Genomic DNA, 17,293 nt, shown 5'->3' with positions numbered 1-17,293 from the left:
CCGTCCTGTTAGTTTGCGCGCATCGAAGACATCCCATCTCGAAAGGCCTAAGCGCGTGTCATGACGGAGCTGATCACCAGGCTGCAGAGCATCGTCGGCGCCGCCCATGTCCTGATCGCAACCGAAGACCAGGCGCCGTATCTGCGCGACTGGCCCGGCAAATATCAGGGCGCGGCGATGGCGGTGGTCCGACCGGCCTCGACAGAAGAGGTTGCGGCGGTGATGGCGGCCTGCGTTGAGGCCCGCGTGCCCGTGGTGCCGCAGGGCGGCCATACCAGCCTGTCCGGCGGCGCGACGCCGGATGCGACAGGCCGCGCAATCGTGCTGTCGCTGTCCCGCATGAACCGCATCCGCGCGGTGGACCCGATCGGCCAGACCATCGTCGTCGATGCCGGCGTCGTGCTGGCGAAGGTGCAGGACGCCGCGCGCGACGCCGGGCTGTTCTTTCCTCTCAGCCTGGGATCGGAGGGCACCTGCACCGTCGGCGGCAATCTCGCTGCGAATGCCGGCGGCGTCGCAGTGCTGCGCTATGGCGTGATGCGCGAGCTCACGCTCGGCTTAGAAGTGGTCCTGCCGGACGGCCGCATCTGGGATGGGTTGCGGGCCTTGCGCAAGGACAACACCGGCTATGCGCTGCGCGATCTCTTCATCGGCTCGGAAGGAACGCTCGGCATCATCACTGGCGCCGTGCTGAAATTGTTCCCGCAGCCGACCGCGCGCGCCACTGCTTTCGTCGCCGTCGCGGACGCGGCTGCCGCGCTCAAGCTGCTGCGGCTGTCGCGCGCCCATTGCGGCGACCGCCTCACCGCGTTCGAATTCCTGACCTCAGCGACGCTCGAGATGATCCTGCGCCAGATGCCGGATACGCGTTCGCCATTTGCGGGGCTTCCCGACGCAGCGGTGCTGATCGAGCTCAGCGACATCGGCGACGAGAACGCGCTGACCGCGCGGCTCGAAACCGCTCTGGCCGAGGCCATGGCGGAAGGGCTCGCCTCCGACGCCGTCGTCGCGCAGGACGGCACGCAGGCCAAGGCGTTCTGGCGCGTGCGCGAGAGTGTGTCGGAGGCGCTGGTGCGCGAGGGCAAGGCGCTCAAGCACGACATCGCCGTGCCCGTGGCCGAGATCGCCGATTTCGTTGCCGTGATGGACGCCGCGGTCGGCGCGGCACTCCCCGGCATCCGTCCCATGGTGTTCGGCCATCTCGGCGACGGCAATCTGCACTACAACCTGATGCGTCCGCTCGACATCAGCGAGGCGCAGTTCTACGAGCACGGTCCGCAGATCACCCGTCTCGTTCACGACGAAATCACCCGCCGCCGCGGCTCGATCAGCGCCGAGCACGGCATCGGCCAACTCCGCCCCGCCGAGATGCCGCTGTGCAAGCCGCCGCTCGAACTGGAGCTGATGCTTCAACTGAAGCGCACGCTCGATCCGCACGGGCTGATGAATCCCGGCAAGCTGCTGCCGGGGGCGTGACGACGGCCCGTCGCGTCGCAGCGGTCAGCAGCCTCGGCACACCCCATTGATTTTGCGCCGTGCTTCGTCGTCATTCCAGCCGCTCTTGGGAGGGAACACCAGCTCGGCCGTCAGTTTCATCGGTGCTCTCAGCGCGGCCGGAATCTTCGGGAATGGCTGGATCGACTTGAGCCAAGCGATGGTCTGCTCGTCGACCGCCTTCGAGCCGATGCTCCTGGTGACCTTCGCCTCGACGAGGCTGCCGTCGCGGTCGATGGAGAACGTGACGATCGAACGGACCTCGGTCACGCTCTTGATCTCCTCGGTCAAAACGCGAGGTTCGATTCGGAGGTGGTGCTGGAGTTCGCTGCGATAGGCAATCTCCGGGCCGGAGGTGTCGGAGGTCGGAGGCCATTGCAGCTCGACATAGGCGACGCGTCTTTGCGCGCCCAGATTGAATGATGTCTTGATCTCGAAGGGTACCTTCAGCTCATCCGGGACTCGCGGAAATGACCGCATGCGCCGCAGACCGGAGAGAAGGTCCGCATCATCCTCGGCAGAGCCGGAGCTTTGATCGATCGTTGCGTTCAGAAGCCTACCGTCTCGATCGATCGAGAAGACAACTCCCATTTGAACTGTCTTGCTCCGCAGTCTTTCCGGGATTGCCCAGGTATTATCCATCAGGTGTCGGGAAAGCGCGCGTTTGAACGCGGTTTCGTCTGCAAGCGCTGCTCCGGATATCGAAAGCAAGATAAGGAGACCAAGACCGAAGTATCGCATTGAAGCCCGCCCATTACATTAGCGGAGCAATGTAGCTTGCGACCTCAAGGCTGTCGCGTGGGATTCGGGATCACCACGACGCGTCTGCAACCCGGATGGCGCCGAAGATGCCAACTGCGAGCAGAGGCCAGCCGACGGGGTTGTCTCTCAGGCTGTAGTTCTGGATCAGCTCGCGGCTAGCCTGATGAGCGCGCCGACTGGCTGATCTGGGCTACCGTCGTGCGACAGCCTCGGCGGAAGAGAGAGTCGAGCGCCGCCTCGACCGCGTCCGTGAAGCGTGGATCGGCCGGCAGGTCGTTGCCGAACACCGAAGTGACTGACAACAGCGCCGGCGCGAGCCTGCTCGCGACCGGTCCGGCCTCATCCGCCAGCGCGCGCAGCTTGGCCGCCAGCGGGTCGCGCAGTTCGATCGGCTGTCCCTGCTCGTCGGTGCCGCTGACGTAGCGCATCCATCCCGCGACGGCGAGGGCCAGGCGGGTGATTGGCAGGCCGCGGGCGAGCCGGTCGCTGATGGTGCCGAGCAGGCGCTGCGGCAGCTTCTGCGAGCCGTCCATCGCGATCTGCGCCGTCCGGTGCTTGAGCGCGGGATTGCGGAAGCGCTGCAGCAGCGCGGCGCGATAGGCGGTCACGTCGAAGCCGCCGAGCGCGGGCAGGGTCAGGGTGACCTCCTCGCGCATCATGTCCTCGACGAGACCGGCGAGATCGGGCTCGGCCATCGCCGCGGCCACGGTCTCGCATCCCATGAGGTCGCCGAGATAGGCAATCGTCGAATGTGCGCCGTTGAGCAGCCGCAGCTTCATCAGCTCGAACGGGGCGACATCGCGGACGAACTGCGCGCCGCTCACGTCCCATGCCGGACGATCGCCGCCGAAATCATCCTCGATGACCCATTGGCTGAAGGGTTCGGTGACGACCGGCCAGGCGTCGTCGAGGCCGAGCGCGGCGCTGACATCAGTGCGGTCGGCGTCGGTGGTGGCCGGCACGATGCGGTCGACCATCGTCGATGGAAAGCGGACGTCGCCGGCAATCCATCTGGCGAGATCGCGGTCGACCAGTTCGGCAAAGGCGATGACGAGACCGCGCAGCGTGTGGCCGTTTGCCGGAAGGTTGTCGCAGGCGAGCACGGTGAACGGCGGCAACCCAGCCTGCCGGCGCAACCGCAATCCGCCGACGATGACGCCAAGCGTGCTGCGCGGATGTGTGAGGTTGACGCTGTCGTGACGGACGTCGGGATCATCGGCGCGCAGCGCGCCGGTCGCCGGATCGTGGCTGTAGCCCTTCTCGGTCACGGTGGTCGAGACGATGCGGACAGCGGGATCGGCGAGGCGCGCCAGGAGCCCTGCCGGATCGTCCGGCGCGACCGCAAGGCCGGTGAGCGCGCCGATGACCCGGCGCGCTCGGCTCGCGCCGTCGCTCGCGGTGACGGTGTAGAGACCGCCCTGCGGCTGCAGCGCATCGCGGGTGTCGGGCGAGCGCAATGAGACGCCGAGAATGCCCCAGCGCGGATCATCCTTGAGCAGCGCGTCGGTGTAGACGGCCTGGTGGCCGCGATGGAACGCGCCGAGTCCGAGATGGACGATCCCGGTTGCGACCGTCGTGCGGTCGTAGTCCGGCCTGAGAATGCCGGCGGGCAGGCGGTGGAGCGTGGCAGGGCTGAGGCGGTCCATGTCGTGTCAGCTGCGTCAGAAGATGAGCTGCACCTTGCAGCATTCGGTCTGGTTATGCTCGAACGTGTCGAACGCAGTCGCATAGGCGTCGAGCCCATAGCGATGGGTGATCAGGCGCTCCGGCTGCAGCGTGCCGCTGGCGAACCAGTCGATCACCTTGGCGAACTTGCCGCTGTTCAGTCGCGAGGCGTGGATTGCGAGCTCCTTGGCGGTGACCTTCTGCTGCACGATCGTCGATGGCTCCGCCGAGAAGCCGAGCAGGCCGATCCGCGCGGCGGGCGAGGCGATCTCGATCGCCTCGGCGAGAATGGCGGGATGGCAGGCGGCATCGATGATCAGCGTCGGCTTCAGATCGGCGTCCGCGAGCGCTGCGGGCAGAGCCGTCTGCGCCGTGTTGATGACGCGGTCGGCGCCATTCTGCCGCGCCGCTTCGAGCCTGGAGTCGATGCGGTCGGTGACGATCAGCTCCTTCACGCCGTAGACATGCTTCAGCACCTGGATCACGGTGAGCCCGATTGGGCCGGCGCCATAGACCAGCGCGACGTCGGAGGCGCAGACGCTTGTATGATCGGTGATGTTGGCGGCGATCGAGAACGGCTCGACCAGCGGCGCGTTGTCGTCGTCGACGCTGTCCGGCAGCAGATGCGCGTTGGCGGCCGGTACGCAGGCATACTCCGAAAAGCCGCCGTCGCGATGCACACCGAGCACGGCGAGTTCAGCGCAGACATTGGGACGGCCGACCGAGCAGGGATAGCAGTGGCCGCAGGCAACCACCGGATCGACCACCACGCGGGCGCCGAGCCGGGCCGTGACGCCGTCGCCGAGCTTGTCGATGCGGCCAAAGAATTCATGGCCGATCACGCGCGGATAGCGCGCGAACGGGTTGCTGCCGTGCAGGATGTGGATGTCGGAGCCGCAGATGCCGGCGCGTTCGACCTTGATGCGCACTTCGCCCGCGGCAGGCTCGGGAGTGGCGCGGGTTTCGATCGTCAGCCGGCCGGGCCGCTCTACCACCAGGCTCTTCACGCGTTCCTCCATCCCTTGGGCGCTTCTTGGGCGCTCATCTCGACCGTGGGCTGTCGTCGTATAGCAACCTCATAACTTGGATACAAGTTATCTATTGAAACCTATATTGGTATCCCTTATAGGCTTGAGATACAGGAATGACATACAAAAGGCCCCGCAGCGGGCCGGCAGGGGAGGTTTGCCAATGTCTTTGCCCACATCCATGTCCCGTCGCCGCTTCGTCGGCACCGCGCTTGCGGGCGCCTCAGCCCTGGCGTTCGCGCCGGCCCAGGCGCAATCGGCCAAGTATCGCCTGCGCTACGGCACGGCGTTTCCCGCCACGCATCCCGGCGTCGTCCGCATCATCGAGGCGTCCGAAGTCATCAAGAAGCAGACCAGCGGCCTGGTCGACCTGCAGGTCTATCCGAACAGCCAGCTCGGCAGCGAGCCCGACATGTTCTCGCAAGTCCGCACCGGCGCGCTCGACTTCATGTCGACCTCGGGCGTGAACCAGACCGTGGTGCCGATCGGCGGCATCAATGCGGTGGCCTTCGCCTTCGAGAGCTATGACCAGGTGTGGTCGGCGATGGATGGCGATCTCGGCAATCACGTCCGCGGCGAGTTCGCCAAGGTCGGCCTGCATGTGCTGCCGAAGTGCCTCGACAACGGCTATCGCAACATCACCTCCAGTGCCAAGCCGATCACCTCGCCCGACGATCTCAAGGGCTTCAAGATCCGCGTCCCCGGCAATCCGCTGTGGGTGACGCTGTTCAAGACGCTCGGTGCTGCACCGACGCCGATCAATTTCGGCGAGCTGTATGCGGCGCTGCAGACACATATTGTCGACGGCCAGGAGAATCCGCTGGCGCTGATCCAGAGTGCCAAGCTCTACGAGGTGCAGAAATACATCGCGCTCTCCGGCCACATCTGGGACGGCCACCACATCTTCGCCAATGCGACGCGCTGGAACGGCCTGCCGGCCGACGTGCGCGAGGCCATCACCGCGGCGCTGTCGGAGGCGGCCGTCAAGGAACGCCAGGACATCCAGAGCTTCAACGAGAAGGCGCAGGCCGAGATGCAGGCCGCCGGCGTCGCCTTCAACAAGATCGACACCAAGCCGTTCCGTGATGCGCTGCGCACCGCGGGCTTCTACGCCGATTGGAAAACCAAGTTCGGCGCCGAGGTGTGGGGCCTGCTGGAAAAATCCGTCGGCCAGCTCTGAGACGGCGCGTGCGATGGGATGGGTTGGTACGGTGGTGTGACAAGCAGATCGACAGTTGCATGGTCACCGTCATTCCGGGGCAATCGACAGCGCGCAGCAGCGAAGCAGCTGCGCGTTGGCGATTGAACCCGGAATCTCGAAGTCATCAGGAATGGTAGCAAGACAATGTCGAGATTCCGGGTTCAAGGCCTGCGGCCTTACCCCGGAATGACGATGGAGTGGCGCAGCAGGGTGGGTCTGGGAGGGTGCAATGGCCGTTGAGATGACTGCGACCTCGGTGCCGTCGCATGGTGCGTTCGCCCGGTTCGATCATCTGCTCGGACGCAGCGTGGAAGCGCTGGCCGCGGCGATCGTCGTGGCCGAGCTGGTGCTGCTGGGCGCAGCCACAGTGGCGCGTTACGTCTTCAACGCGCCACTGATCTGGTCCGACGAACTGGCCACCGTGCTGTTCGTCTGGCTGGCGATGCTCGGTGCAGTCGTTGCGTTGCGCCGCGCCGAGCACATGCGGCTGACCGCCTTCGTGCGCCATCTGTCGCCGGCGTGGCGAGCGCGCACCGATGCGCTTGGGCTGATGCTGGTCTGCACCGTGCTGGTCGCGCTGGTGGTGCCGTCCTGGCATCACGTCGAGAGCCATCTGATCAGCCAGATGCCGGTGCTCGAGATCAGCGAAGGGTTTCGCGAGGCTGCGATGCTAGCCGGCGTGCTGCTGATGCTGCTGACCGCGGTCGACCGGCTGATCCAGCAGGCGAGCCTGATGCAGATCATCGGCGCATTGGCGCTGGTGCTGACGGGCGCAGGCCTGCTCTACGCGGCGGCGCCCGTGCTCGAAGACCTCGGCAACTACAATCTCGTGATCTTCTTCTTCGCTCTCGTCGCGGCCGCGATGGTGATCGGCACGCCGATCGCCTTCGCCTTCCTGCTCGCCACCGTCGCCTATCTGCATTTCAGCACCACGGTGCCGGTCTCGATCGTGCCCGGCCGGGTCAGCGAGGGCATGTCGCACATGGTGCTGCTGGCGGTGCCGATGTTCGTGCTGCTGGGGGCGCTGATCGAGATCGCGGGGCTGGCGCGGGCGATGATCATGTTCCTGATCTCCCTCATCGGCCATCTGCGCGGCGGGCTGCAATATGTGCTGCTCGGCGCGATGTATCTGGTCTCGGGCATCTCCGGCGCCAAGGCGGCCGACATGGCCGCGGTCGCGCCGGCACTGTTCCCCGAGATGAAGCAGCGCGGCAGCTCGGAAGGCGATCTGGTGTCGCTGCTGTCGGCCTCGGCCGTGATGTCGGAGACGATCCCGCCGTCGATCGTGTTGATCACGGTGGGATCGGTGACCGGCGTGTCGATCGCGGCGCTGTTCACCGGCGGGCTTCTTCCGGCGGTGGTCGGCCTGATCGCGCTGTCCGTCGTGGTCTACATGCAGACCCGCAAGGAGGACATGAGCGGGGCGCAGCGCTTCGATGCCAAGACGCGGCTGCGCCTGTTCGCGATCGCCATCCCCGGTCTCGGTCTGCCGATCGTGATCCGCTCGGCCGTGGTCGAAGGCGTGGCGACGGCGACCGAGGTCGCGGCGATCGGCGTCATCTACACCGTGCTGGTCGGCATCTTCGTCTATCGCCAGTTCGACTGGAAGCGCGTCTATCCGATCCTGGTCGATACGGCGTCACTGTCCGGCGCCATCCTGCTGGTGGTGGGGGCTGCGACCGGCATGGCCTGGGCGCTGACCCAGTCCGGCTTCTCGCAGCAGCTCGTCGACATGATGGTCGCGGTGCCCGGCGGGCGCTGGGGCTTCCTGCTGATCTCCGCGCTCGCCTTTGTCGTGCTCGGCAGCGTGCTCGAGGGCGTGCCGGCCGTGGTGCTGTTCGGACCGCTGCTGTTTCCGATCGCGCGCATGATGGGCGTGCACGAGGTGCACTATGCCATCATCGCGGTGTTCGCGATGGGCCTCGGCCTGTTCACGCCGCCGTTCGGCGTCGGCTTCTATCTCGCCTGCGCCATCGGCCGCGCCTCGCCGGACGAGGTCATCCGCCACGTCTGGCCGCATCTCGCCGCGCTCCTGATTGCGCTGCTGCTGATCGTGTTCCTGCCGTGGATCTCGATCGGCTTCCTGTGAATCGGATAGACTGCCGTCATGGATGATGATCTGACACCTCTGACGCGGATGGACGGCAAGGCAGGGCGGCGGCTGGCCGACCAGGTCTATGAGCGGCTGCTCGAGGACATCGTCTCCGGCGCGCTGCCGCCGGGCACGCCGATGGCCGAGCTCGATCTGTGCGAACGGCTCGGCGTCAGCCGCACCCCCGTGCGCGAGGCCCTGATCAAGCTCGCCGACGTCGATCTCGTCCGCATCTATCCGCAGAGCGGCAGCGTGGTGGCGCCGGTGTCGCGCGAAGCCTTCGGCGAGGCGCAGTTCATCCGCGAGCATCTGGAATGCGCCCTGGTCGCGGAGGCCGTGCGCTACATGGATGCGACGTCGCTGCGCGAGTTGAGCGAGCTGATCGAGAAACAGATGGCGGCAGCGACGCCCGAAGAGTTCTACGCGCATGACGAGGCGTTCCACCAGACCATCGCCCGCACCAGCCGGCACCCGCATGTGTGGCAGGTGATCCGCCAGACCAAGATTCATTTCGACCGCGTGCGCCATCTGACCCTGAAGGAAGACGCCGGCCATATTCCACTCCTGATTGCACAGCATCAGGAGATCCTGGAGGGGCTCGCCGCCTGCAACGAGGCCCAGGCCGTTGCGGCGATGCGCCGCCATCTGCGCGAGGTGTTCCGCCGTGCCGACGGCATCTTTTCGCGCCAGGAAGAGGTCGCGCAGGCCGAGCCGCGGACGCGGGCGCGACGGCGGCGGTGATCTGTCGAAGCTCGGTCGCGCCATGATGTGTGATTTTTAGGAAGGTAAACGACATGGAACAGACGTGGCGCTGGTTCGGACCCGATGATCCCATCACCCTGCCGCAGGTCCGTCAGACCGGCGCGACCGGGATCGTGACGGCGCTGCACCACATTCCCTACGGCGTGGTGTGGAGCACGGACGAGATCGTCAAGCGCATCGGCATGATCGAGGGCGACTCGTCGCTGCGGCTGCGCTGGAGCGTGGTCGAGAGCCTCCCGGTCTCTGAGGCGATCAAGCTCGGCGAGGGCGACCTCACCGATCTGTTCGACAATTACCGGCAGTCGCTGCGCAACCTCGCCGCCTGCGGTGTCACCACTGTCTGCTACAATTTCATGGCGGTGCTGGACTGGACCCGCACCGAGCTCGCCTTCCGGCTTCCCGGCGGCGCGACTGCATTGCGCTTCGATCTGGATCGCTTTGCCGCGTTCGACTGCTACATCCTACAGCGTCCCGGCGCCGAGGCCGAGTTCTCCTCCGACGTGCTCGACCGCGCCAAGGCATGGGTAGCGCAGGCGTCCGAGTCCGACAAGGATCGGCTGCTCGCGACCATCATGGCGGGGCTACCCGGGGCCTATGATCGCTACGACGTGCCCGGGCTGCGCGGCATGCTGGAAAAATATCGCGATATCGGTCACGCCGAGCTGCGCGCCAACTACGCGCGCTTCCTGCGCGAGGTGGTGCCGACGGCCGAGGAGTGCGGCGTCAGCCTCTGCGTCCATCCCGACGATCCGCCGCGCGACCTGTTCGGTTTGCCGCGCGTGGTCTCGAATGCCGACGATCTGCAATTCATCGTCGATGCCTGTCCGTCCCCCGCCAACGGCATCACCTTCTGCACCGGCGCGCTCGGTGCCGGCGGGCAGAACAACGTGCCGCGGCTTGCCGAGCGCTTTGCACCCCATATCCGTTTCGTGCATCTGCGCAACGTCAGCAAGATGCTCGACGGCTCCTTCATGGAGGCCGAGCATCTGCGCGGCGACGTCGACATGGTTTCAGTGGTGACGACGCTGCTCAAGGAGCAGGCCCGCCGCAAGGCCGCGGGCGAACCGGACTGGCGCATCCCGTTCCGGCCCGACCACGGCCACGAGCTCGCGGATGACATCGGGCGCGGCACCCATCCGGGCTATCCGCTGGTCGGCCGGCTCAAAGGCCTAGCCGAGATCCGCGGCGTGATGACCGCGGTGGCGGCCATCAATCGGCTGCCGGTGTGAGAGCCAAGGGGCGGAACCGCATCAGCGGATCCGCCCGCACAAGTCAATCGTGCTCGTAGCCATAGACCTCCGGCAGGATGAAGATCGCAGCGAGGAGCCCGATCAGCGGGAAGATCGCGACGAACAGGGTCGCGTTGGCCTGGCCGATCGCCGCGAACAGCGACGGGAACAGGAAGATCGCCAGGAACGACGGCAGCTTGACGAACATGTAGGCGAAGCCGCTTGCGGTCCCGCGATATTGAGGACGCGCCACCATGGTCGGGATGGTCATGCAGTTCGAGGCGTCCCAATAGTGGCCCCACAGCATGCCGGCGGCAGCGAAGGGCAGGATGTATTTGTGATCGGTGTAGAGCGCCGCGGCCGCGATCAGAAGCGAGACCAGCACGATGCCGAAGCCGGCGATGCTGATGCCGCGATGGCCGATCTTCGGCGTCAGCAGCGGCCCGACCCAGCCGGAGATCGCCGCAAAGGCGAACAGCGCCATGGTGACCAGGTTGTTGCCGAGCAGGCTGGAGACGCCGACCATCGCGAACATGACCGGCAGGTAGAACGCGAAGGTCGAGAACTCGGAGGCCTGCGCGAAACAGGCGATCCAGCCATACACGGTCGCGCGCCAGCGGATGGGGTCCTTGCGCAGATCGGCGATGAAGGCGCGCGTGCTGGGCGCGGGAATCACGACGTCCTGATCCGGCAGCATCTTCAGGTCGTCATTGTACATGTGGCGGGCGACCGCCTTGGCTTCCTTGAAACGGCCGCGCTGCACCAGCCAGACCGCCGTCTCCGGCACGTCGTGGCGCAGCAACAGGATGATCAGCGCCGGCACGGCGCCCAGGCCCAGCGTGACGCGCCACAGCGTCTCGTGATTGATCTCCATCAGCAGGAAGATCACGATCACGCCGATGGTCAGCACCTCGCCGACGGCGAACATGAACTGCCAGCGGTTGCCCATGACCTCGCGTTCGCCCTTCGCCATGGACTCCATGATGTAGGTGTAGCCGGTCGAGATGTCGCTGCCGAGTGGGACGCCGAGCAGGAAGCGAATGACGATCAGCCATGTCATGTTGGGCACGAACGCCTGCACCAGCGCCAGCACGACGAACATCGTCATCGTTCCCAGGAACATCCAGCGGCGGCCGATCTTGTCGGACAACCAGCCGCCGATGAGCGCGCCGACCAGGGCGCCGCCCTGCGTACCGGCTGCGGCAAGGCCGAGCTCGAGCGCGCCAGGATTGTACTGCTCCTTGATGAAGATCAGCACGAAGGCGATCGAATAGAGATCCCAGGCCTCGACCAGGATCGACGCCATCATCAGCCAGCCGATGCGGCTGCCTTTCGGGCTGTAGTTCTGCACCAGATGGCGCACGGCGGCGTCGATCGCCACTCTCTGCGGCGCGGCTGCGGTCGACATGGACATGTAGTTCCTCCCGTATGTTGTTGCGATGAAGTGTCAGGTGCCTGGCAGCGGCTCGATGCTGCAGTCGAGCAAGCGGGGATCGATGCCCGCTTCCATGTCCTCGAACATCTGGTCCATGAAATCGATCAGCGCATCGCTCGCCGCGACGGCGCGCTCCGCATGCCTGTTGGCTACGGTGTTGAGAATGGCCACGTGGCGGTCGATGGTCCCGCTCAGATCGGCATGATTCGCGAGCAGGCGGTGGTAGATGAAGCCGACACGGCGGTAGATCGTGTGCAGCGGCCGCATCGTATGGGCCAGGAACGGCTCGCCGCTCGCCGCCAGGATCAGCGCGTCGATGCGGCGGTCGAGCTTGTTGAACTCGTCGATCGACAGCGTCGAACGCCGTTCGCGCAAGAGCCGTTCGATGTGCAGCATCTGGTTGCGGTGGGACAGCGAGGCGCGGTCGGCGGCCAGGCGGATCACGAAGCGCTCCACGTCGCGCCGCAGGCCAAGCAGCAGGCGCTCGCGCGCCAGATCGATCGGCGCGATCTGCAGGCCGTGGCGCGGCCGGATGAGGATCAGCGTATCGGCGGCCAGCAGATTGACGGCGCTGTGCACCGGCGTGCGGCCGCAGCCGGTGATGCTCTGCAGGTCCTGGACGGTGAGCAGACGGCCCGGCTTGAGCTCGCAATTGACGAGCAGATCCTCGATCCGCTGATAGGCGAGCTCGAAGAGATTGACGCGGTTGCGCCGCGGCGGCGCGTCGTCCTCGGTCACCGCTTTCAGAGCGGCTTTGCGGCGCGCCATGCCTGTCCCCCGGTGCTTCCCTGTTGTCCCCAAGGCCGCGTCTCGGGCGCGGCACAGCCGCCAACACTAAACATATTGTGATATATTACAAGAGCGCGTATGGCTGATGCCGGCCAAACGGTCCAATTGAGCATGCGGCGGGAGGAGATGAGCGTGAAGATCACGGCGATCGAGACATTGCGCACGCAGGAATTCGCCAACGTCATCTGGGTCCGCGTTCACACCGATGCCGGCGTGATTGGGCTCGGGGAGACGTTCTACGGCGCCGGCGCCGTCGAAGCCCAGATCCATGACACCTTTGCCGGCCGCCTGCTCGGACGCGATCCGCTTCGGATCGAGGCGATCCATCGCGACATGCTGAACCTGCCGATGGCGCAATCGTCCACCGGCGTCGAGTATCGTGCGGCCTCCGCGATCGACATCGCGCTGTGGGATCTGTTCGGCAAGGTGTGCGGCCAGCCGGTGCACCAGATGCTCGGCGGCCTCTGCCGCGACAAGCAGCGCATCTACAACACCTGTGCCGGCACGCGCTACGTGCGCTCGACCAATATCAGCCCGGTCTCCAACTGGAGCCTCGGGACGGACAGCGCGTATGAGGATCTCGACGGTTTCATGAACCGCGCCGATCAGCTCGCCGAGAGCCTGCTCGAAAGCGGGATCTCCGCGATGAAGATCTGGCCGTTCGATCCGCCGGCGCAGGAGAACCAGGGTCTCTACATCACGGCGGCGCAGATGAAGAAGGCCGTCGAACCGTTCGAGAAGATCAGGAAGGCGGTCGGCGACAGGATGGAGATCATGGTCGAGTTCCACTCGTTGTGGAATCTGCCGACGGCCAAGCAGATCGCGCGCGTGCTGGAGGACTATCAGCCCACCTGGTACGAGGACCCGATCCGCATGAATTCGCCGCAGGCGCTGGCCGAATATGCCCGCTCGACCCACGTCTGGGTCACCGCGAGCGAGACGCTCGGCTCGCGTTACCCCTACAAGGACATGCTCGACCGCGACGCCGCGCATGTGGTGATGGCGGACCTGTGCTGGACCGGCGGTCTCACGGAGGGGCGCAAGATCGCAGCGATGGCCGAGACCTATCATCGCCCCTTCGCTCCGCATGACTGCATCGGCCCGGTCGGCTTCATTGCCGCGGTGCACATGTCGTTCAGCCAGCCCAACACCCTGATCCAGGAATCGGTGCGCGCCTTCTACAAGGGCTGGTACAACGAGCTTGTCACGACGATGCCGCTGATCAAGGATGGCTATGTCTATCCAATGGACGGGCCGGGCCTCGGTGTCGATCTGCTGCCTGCGGTGTTCGAGCGCCCCGACCTGACCGTCCGCCGCAGCAACGCGTGAGTGAAGCATGTCAACGTCGCTTTTCGATCTCTCCGGCAAGACCGCCCTGGTGACCGGGTCCTCGCGTGGCCTCGGCCGCGCCATCGCGGAGGGCTTTGCCAAGGCCGGCGCGCGGCTCGTCATCAACGGCACTGATCCCCAGCGCACGCTGGCAGCCGTGGAGGAATTCCGCGCCGCGGGCCATCAGGCCGAGGCCTGTCCGTTCGACGTGACCGACGAAGAGGCCGTCCTCAGCGCCTTCGCGCGCTTCGACGCGGAGGGGATTGCGATCGACATTCTCGTCAACAATGCCGGCATCCAGCACCGCAAGCCGCTGGTCGAGTTCACCACAGAGGAGTGGCGCCGCGTCATCGAGACCAATCTCACCAGCGCCTTCGTGATCGGGCGCGAGGCCGCCAAGCGGATGATCCCGCGCAAGAGCGGCAAGATCGTCAACATCGGTTCGCTGGCGAGCGAGCTGGCGCGCCCCACGGTGGGGCCCTACACCGCGGCCAAGGGCGGCATCCGCAACCTGACCAAGGCCATGGCGGTCGAATGGGCCGCGCATGGCATCCAGGCCAATGCGATTGGTCCCGGCTACATGCTCACCGACATGAACCAGGCGCTGATGAGCAGCCCCGATTTCAACAATTGGCTGATGTCGCGGATCCCGTCGAAGCGCTGGGGTCGCCCCGATGAGCTGGTTGGAACCGCGATCTTCCTGGCCTCCGAGGCCTCGACCTATGTCAACGGCCAGACCATCTATGTCGATGGCGGCATGCTGGCTTCGATGTAGGATCGGCGGACAAGACGAGACAGGGAGGACAGCCGATGCGTGCCGTCGTCATTCACGCGCCCAGGGATCTGCGCATCGACAGCTTTCCCGATCCGGCGCCAGGAACAGGCGAGGTGCGGGTCAAGATCGAAGCCGGCGGCATCTGCGGCTCGGACCTGCACTATTATCATCACGGCGGCTTCGGCACCGTGCGCATCAAGCAGCCGATGGCGCTGGGCCATGAGATCGCAGGCCACGTCGCCGCGGTCGGCGCCGGCGTGACCGGCCTCGCCGAGGGCACGCGCGTCGCCGTCAATCCGAGCCTGCCGTGCGGCAAGTGTGCCTATTGCCGCGAGGGGCTGCGCAACCAGTGCCTGGACATGCGCTTCATGGGTAGCGCAATGCGCGATCCCCATGTGCAGGGCGGCTTCCGCGAATTCGTCACCGTCGATGCCTCGCAGGCCGTGCCGATCGCGCCGTCTCTGTCGCTCGGGGAAGCTGCGATGGCCGAGCCCTTGTCGGTCTGCCTGCATGCCGCGCATCAGGCCGGCTCCCTGCTCGGCAAGCGGGTGCTGGTGACCGGCTGCGGCCCGATCGGCGCGCTGTCGATCCTGGTCGCGCGGCATGGCGGCGCGGCGGAGATCGTGGCGACGGATGTGGCCGATGCGCCGCTCGCGGTGGCGCGCGCGCTCGGTGCCAGCCACGCGTTCAATGTCGGGGCGGAGCCATCGGCGCTCGATCCGTGGCGGGCCGGCAAGGGCGCCTTCGACGTGCTGTTCGAGGCGTCCGGCAACCAAGCCGCGTTGCGGGCCGCGCTCGACGTGATGCGGCCGGGCGGCATCATCGTCCAGCTCGGGCTCGGCGGCGAAATGACCTTGCCGCTCAACACCCTGGTCACGAAGGAGCTGCAATTGCGCGGCACGTTCAGGTTCGACCGCGAATTCGAGCTGGCGCTGCGGCTGATGGGCGACGGGCTGCTGGACGTCAAGCCGCTGATCTCCGCTACGCTGCCGTTCGAAGAGGCGGTCACCGCCTTCGAGCTCGCCAGCGATCGAAGCCGGGCCATGAAGGTTCATTTGACGTTTTGATGGATGGGTTTGGGCCGATGAAAGTCGCCTGCATCGGAGAGTGCATGGTGGAGTTTGCGCAGGAGAACGGCTCGCTGTTCCGGCGCGGCTTCGGCGGCGATACGCTCAATACGGCGCTCTATCTGGCGCGGCTCGGTGTCGCGACCTCCTATGTGACGGCGCTGGGCGACGATCCCTTGAGCGAGATGATGCTGGCGGCGTGGCAGGCGGAGGGTATCGAAACCTCCGAGGTGCTGCGGGTCGCCGGCCGGGTGCCCGGCCTCTACATGATCGAGCGCGATGCCAGCGGCGAGCGCAGCTTCCTGTACTGGCGCGACCGCGCGCCGGCGCGCGAGCTGTTCGACCGCGCCGATCACGCCATGCTCGACAGGCTCTCGCGCTTTGACTGGATCTATCTGTCCGGGATCAGCCTGTCGCTGTATGGCGAGACCGGCAAGGCCAAGCTCCGCGAGCTGTTGACGGTCGCGCGCAAGCGCGGCGCGCGTGTCGTGTTCGACGGCAATTACCGGCCGCGCGGCTGGAGCAGCCGGGAGGCGGCCCAGCGCTCCTTCCGTGCGATCCTGCCGCTCGTCGATATTGCGCTCCCGACCCTCGAGGACGAACAGATGCTGTTCGGCGATTCCGATGCCTCCGTCAGCCTGCGCCGGTTCAAGGACGCCGGCGTCAAGGAGATCGTGGTCAAGCGCGGGGCGCGTGGCTGCCTGATCGATGCCGAGGGCGTGCTGGTCGACATTGCTCCGCCCGCGGTGCTAAAGCCGATCGACACCACGGCGGCGGGCGATTCCTTCAATGCGGGGTATCTCGCGGCGCGCATCCACGGTGCTCCGCCGCGCAAGGCTGCGCTCGCGGGCCATCGGCTCGCAGGCGCCGTGATCATGGCGCCGGGCGCCGTGATCCCGCCCTCGGCGATGCCGCGGGACATTCTGGCGACGAGCGAGGCGTGATGAGCATCCCTGACAAGCGCGCGAAGCTCGATGCGGTGTTCGCGCTCGCGCCGGTCATTCCCGTGATCACGATCGAGGATGCCGCGCACGCGGTGCCGCTGGCGCGGGCGCTGGTCGCTGGCGGACTGCGCGTCATCGAAATCACCCTGCGCACGCAGGCGGGCTTCGATGCCGCTCGCGCGATCCTCGATCAGGTGCCGGACGCGGTGGTCGGCATCGGCACGGTGCTGACGCCGGCCGATTACGAGCGGGCCGCCAAGCTCGGCGCCGCTTTCGCGATCAGTCCTGGTCTGTCCATCGAGCTGCTGGACGCCGCCACCGCAGGCGAGCTGCCATTTGCGCCGGGTATCCAGACGTCGTCGGACCTGATCGCCTGCGTCACGCGCGGCTATGAGCTGGTGAAGTTCTTCCCCGCCGTACCGGCCGGCGGACTCCCGGCGCTCGATGCGCTGGCCGGGCCGTTCCCGAACGTGCGGTTCTGCCCGACGGGCGGCATCAATGCTGGTAATGCCGCGCAATGGCTCCAGCACCGGAAGGTCGTTGCGATCGGCGGCTCCTGGGTGGCGCCAGCGGCCGACATCAAGGCTGGCGCCTGGGCCGCGATCGAACAGCGCGCCCGCGAGGCGACGACGCTGCGCTGACTCTACTGCGCTGACTGTCGCCGCTCGACAACTCAAAATTTTATTGGTGTATGATGTCGCTCTACAGCAGTGCGCCGCTG

General features: G+C 66.3%; 15 protein-coding genes. 10 read left to right on the top strand and 5 right to left on the bottom strand.

The features are described 5' to 3' along the window. Positions 1 to 60: 60 nt before the first annotated feature. A complete protein-coding gene (locus LQG66_RS15060; protein WP_231326990.1) occupies positions 61 to 1,476 on the top strand; it encodes an FAD-binding oxidoreductase in 1,416 nt (471 codons plus the stop codon). A 24-nt stretch (positions 1,477 to 1,500) separates the two neighbouring features. Here the strand turns inward: LQG66_RS15060 and LQG66_RS15055 are convergent, their stop codons facing one another. From LQG66_RS15055 to LQG66_RS15045, 3 genes are all read right to left on the bottom strand, one after another. After that, positions 1,501 to 2,235 carry a TonB family protein gene (locus LQG66_RS15055; RefSeq protein WP_231326989.1) on the bottom strand — a complete coding sequence of 245 codons (735 nt, stop codon included), beginning with the start codon at positions 2,233 to 2,235 and terminating at the stop codon, positions 1,501 to 1,503. Between the two features lie 176 nt (positions 2,236 to 2,411). Further along, positions 2,412 to 3,902 (bottom strand): mannitol dehydrogenase family protein, encoded by a 1,491-nt coding sequence (locus tag LQG66_RS15050; RefSeq protein WP_231326988.1) that lies wholly within the window; start codon positions 3,900 to 3,902, stop codon positions 2,412 to 2,414. Between the two features lie 15 nt (positions 3,903 to 3,917). After that, the gene (locus tag LQG66_RS15045; protein WP_231326987.1) at positions 3,918 to 4,928 is read right to left on the bottom strand and encodes a Zn-dependent oxidoreductase; all 1,011 of its coding nucleotides are present in this window, start codon (positions 4,926 to 4,928) and stop codon (positions 3,918 to 3,920) included. Positions 4,929 to 5,112: 184 nt separating this feature from the next. On the opposite strand from LQG66_RS15045, the gene LQG66_RS15040 reads away from it, so the two are divergent. From LQG66_RS15040 to uxuA, 4 genes are all read left to right on the top strand, one after another. After that, positions 5,113 to 6,129 (top strand): TRAP transporter substrate-binding protein, encoded by a 1,017-nt coding sequence (locus LQG66_RS15040; RefSeq protein WP_231326986.1) that lies wholly within the window; start codon positions 5,113 to 5,115, stop codon positions 6,127 to 6,129. 250 nt (positions 6,130 to 6,379) lie between these two features. Further along, on the top strand, positions 6,380 to 8,239 hold the full coding sequence (locus tag LQG66_RS15035; RefSeq protein ID WP_231326985.1) for a TRAP transporter large permease: 1,860 nt from the start codon (positions 6,380 to 6,382) through the stop codon (positions 8,237 to 8,239). A gap of 18 nt (positions 8,240 to 8,257) precedes the next feature. After that, entirely contained in the window at positions 8,258 to 8,983 is a 726-nt protein-coding gene (locus LQG66_RS15030) for a GntR family transcriptional regulator (protein ID WP_231326984.1), read from the top strand. Positions 8,984 to 9,036: 53 nt separating this feature from the next. Then, complete coding sequence (gene uxuA, locus LQG66_RS15025; RefSeq protein WP_231326983.1) at positions 9,037 to 10,233, top strand: mannonate dehydratase; 1,197 nt, start codon at positions 9,037 to 9,039, stop codon at positions 10,231 to 10,233. A gap of 43 nt (positions 10,234 to 10,276) precedes the next feature. On the opposite strand, the gene LQG66_RS15020 is transcribed toward uxuA, so the two are convergent. Together LQG66_RS15020 and LQG66_RS15015 are read right to left on the bottom strand one after the other, a co-directional pair. Beyond that, entirely contained in the window at positions 10,277 to 11,641 is a 1,365-nt protein-coding gene (locus LQG66_RS15020; protein ID WP_345778959.1) for an MFS transporter, read from the bottom strand. A gap of 39 nt (positions 11,642 to 11,680) precedes the next feature. Then, the gene (locus LQG66_RS15015) at positions 11,681 to 12,436 is read right to left on the bottom strand and encodes a GntR family transcriptional regulator (RefSeq protein WP_231326981.1); all 756 of its coding nucleotides are present in this window, start codon (positions 12,434 to 12,436) and stop codon (positions 11,681 to 11,683) included. A gap of 153 nt (positions 12,437 to 12,589) precedes the next feature. Here LQG66_RS15015 and LQG66_RS15010 point away from each other — a divergent pair, with 153 nt between their 5' ends. The 5 genes from LQG66_RS15010 to eda are packed head-to-tail and all read left to right on the top strand — an operon-like array spanning position 12,590 to position 17,213. After that, positions 12,590 to 13,786, top strand: coding sequence for a mandelate racemase/muconate lactonizing enzyme family protein (locus LQG66_RS15010; RefSeq protein WP_231326980.1), 1,197 nt, complete (start codon positions 12,590 to 12,592; stop codon positions 13,784 to 13,786). A 7-nt stretch (positions 13,787 to 13,793) separates the two neighbouring features. After that, positions 13,794 to 14,561 (top strand): glucose 1-dehydrogenase, encoded by a 768-nt coding sequence (locus tag LQG66_RS15005; RefSeq protein ID WP_231326979.1) that lies wholly within the window; start codon positions 13,794 to 13,796, stop codon positions 14,559 to 14,561. Between the two features lie 35 nt (positions 14,562 to 14,596). Beyond that, positions 14,597 to 15,628 (top strand): L-idonate 5-dehydrogenase, encoded by a 1,032-nt coding sequence (locus LQG66_RS15000; RefSeq protein WP_231326978.1) that lies wholly within the window; start codon positions 14,597 to 14,599, stop codon positions 15,626 to 15,628. A 17-nt stretch (positions 15,629 to 15,645) separates the two neighbouring features. Beyond that, entirely contained in the window at positions 15,646 to 16,572 is a 927-nt protein-coding gene (locus tag LQG66_RS14995) for a sugar kinase (RefSeq protein WP_256460621.1), read from the top strand. Then, positions 16,569 to 17,213, top strand: coding sequence for a bifunctional 4-hydroxy-2-oxoglutarate aldolase/2-dehydro-3-deoxy-phosphogluconate aldolase (gene eda / locus LQG66_RS14990; RefSeq protein ID WP_305879329.1), 645 nt, complete (start codon positions 16,569 to 16,571; stop codon positions 17,211 to 17,213). The genes LQG66_RS14995 and eda overlap by 4 nt, the downstream gene beginning before the upstream one ends. Positions 17,214 to 17,293 lie beyond the last annotated feature (80 nt).

This window comes from Bradyrhizobium ontarionense, assembly GCF_021088345.1.
GTDB classification, from domain to species: domain Bacteria; phylum Pseudomonadota; class Alphaproteobacteria; order Rhizobiales; family Xanthobacteraceae; genus Bradyrhizobium; species Bradyrhizobium ontarionense.
Note: the sequence above shows the minus strand (reverse complement) of the source record. Positions and strands in the feature narration are given on the sequence as shown.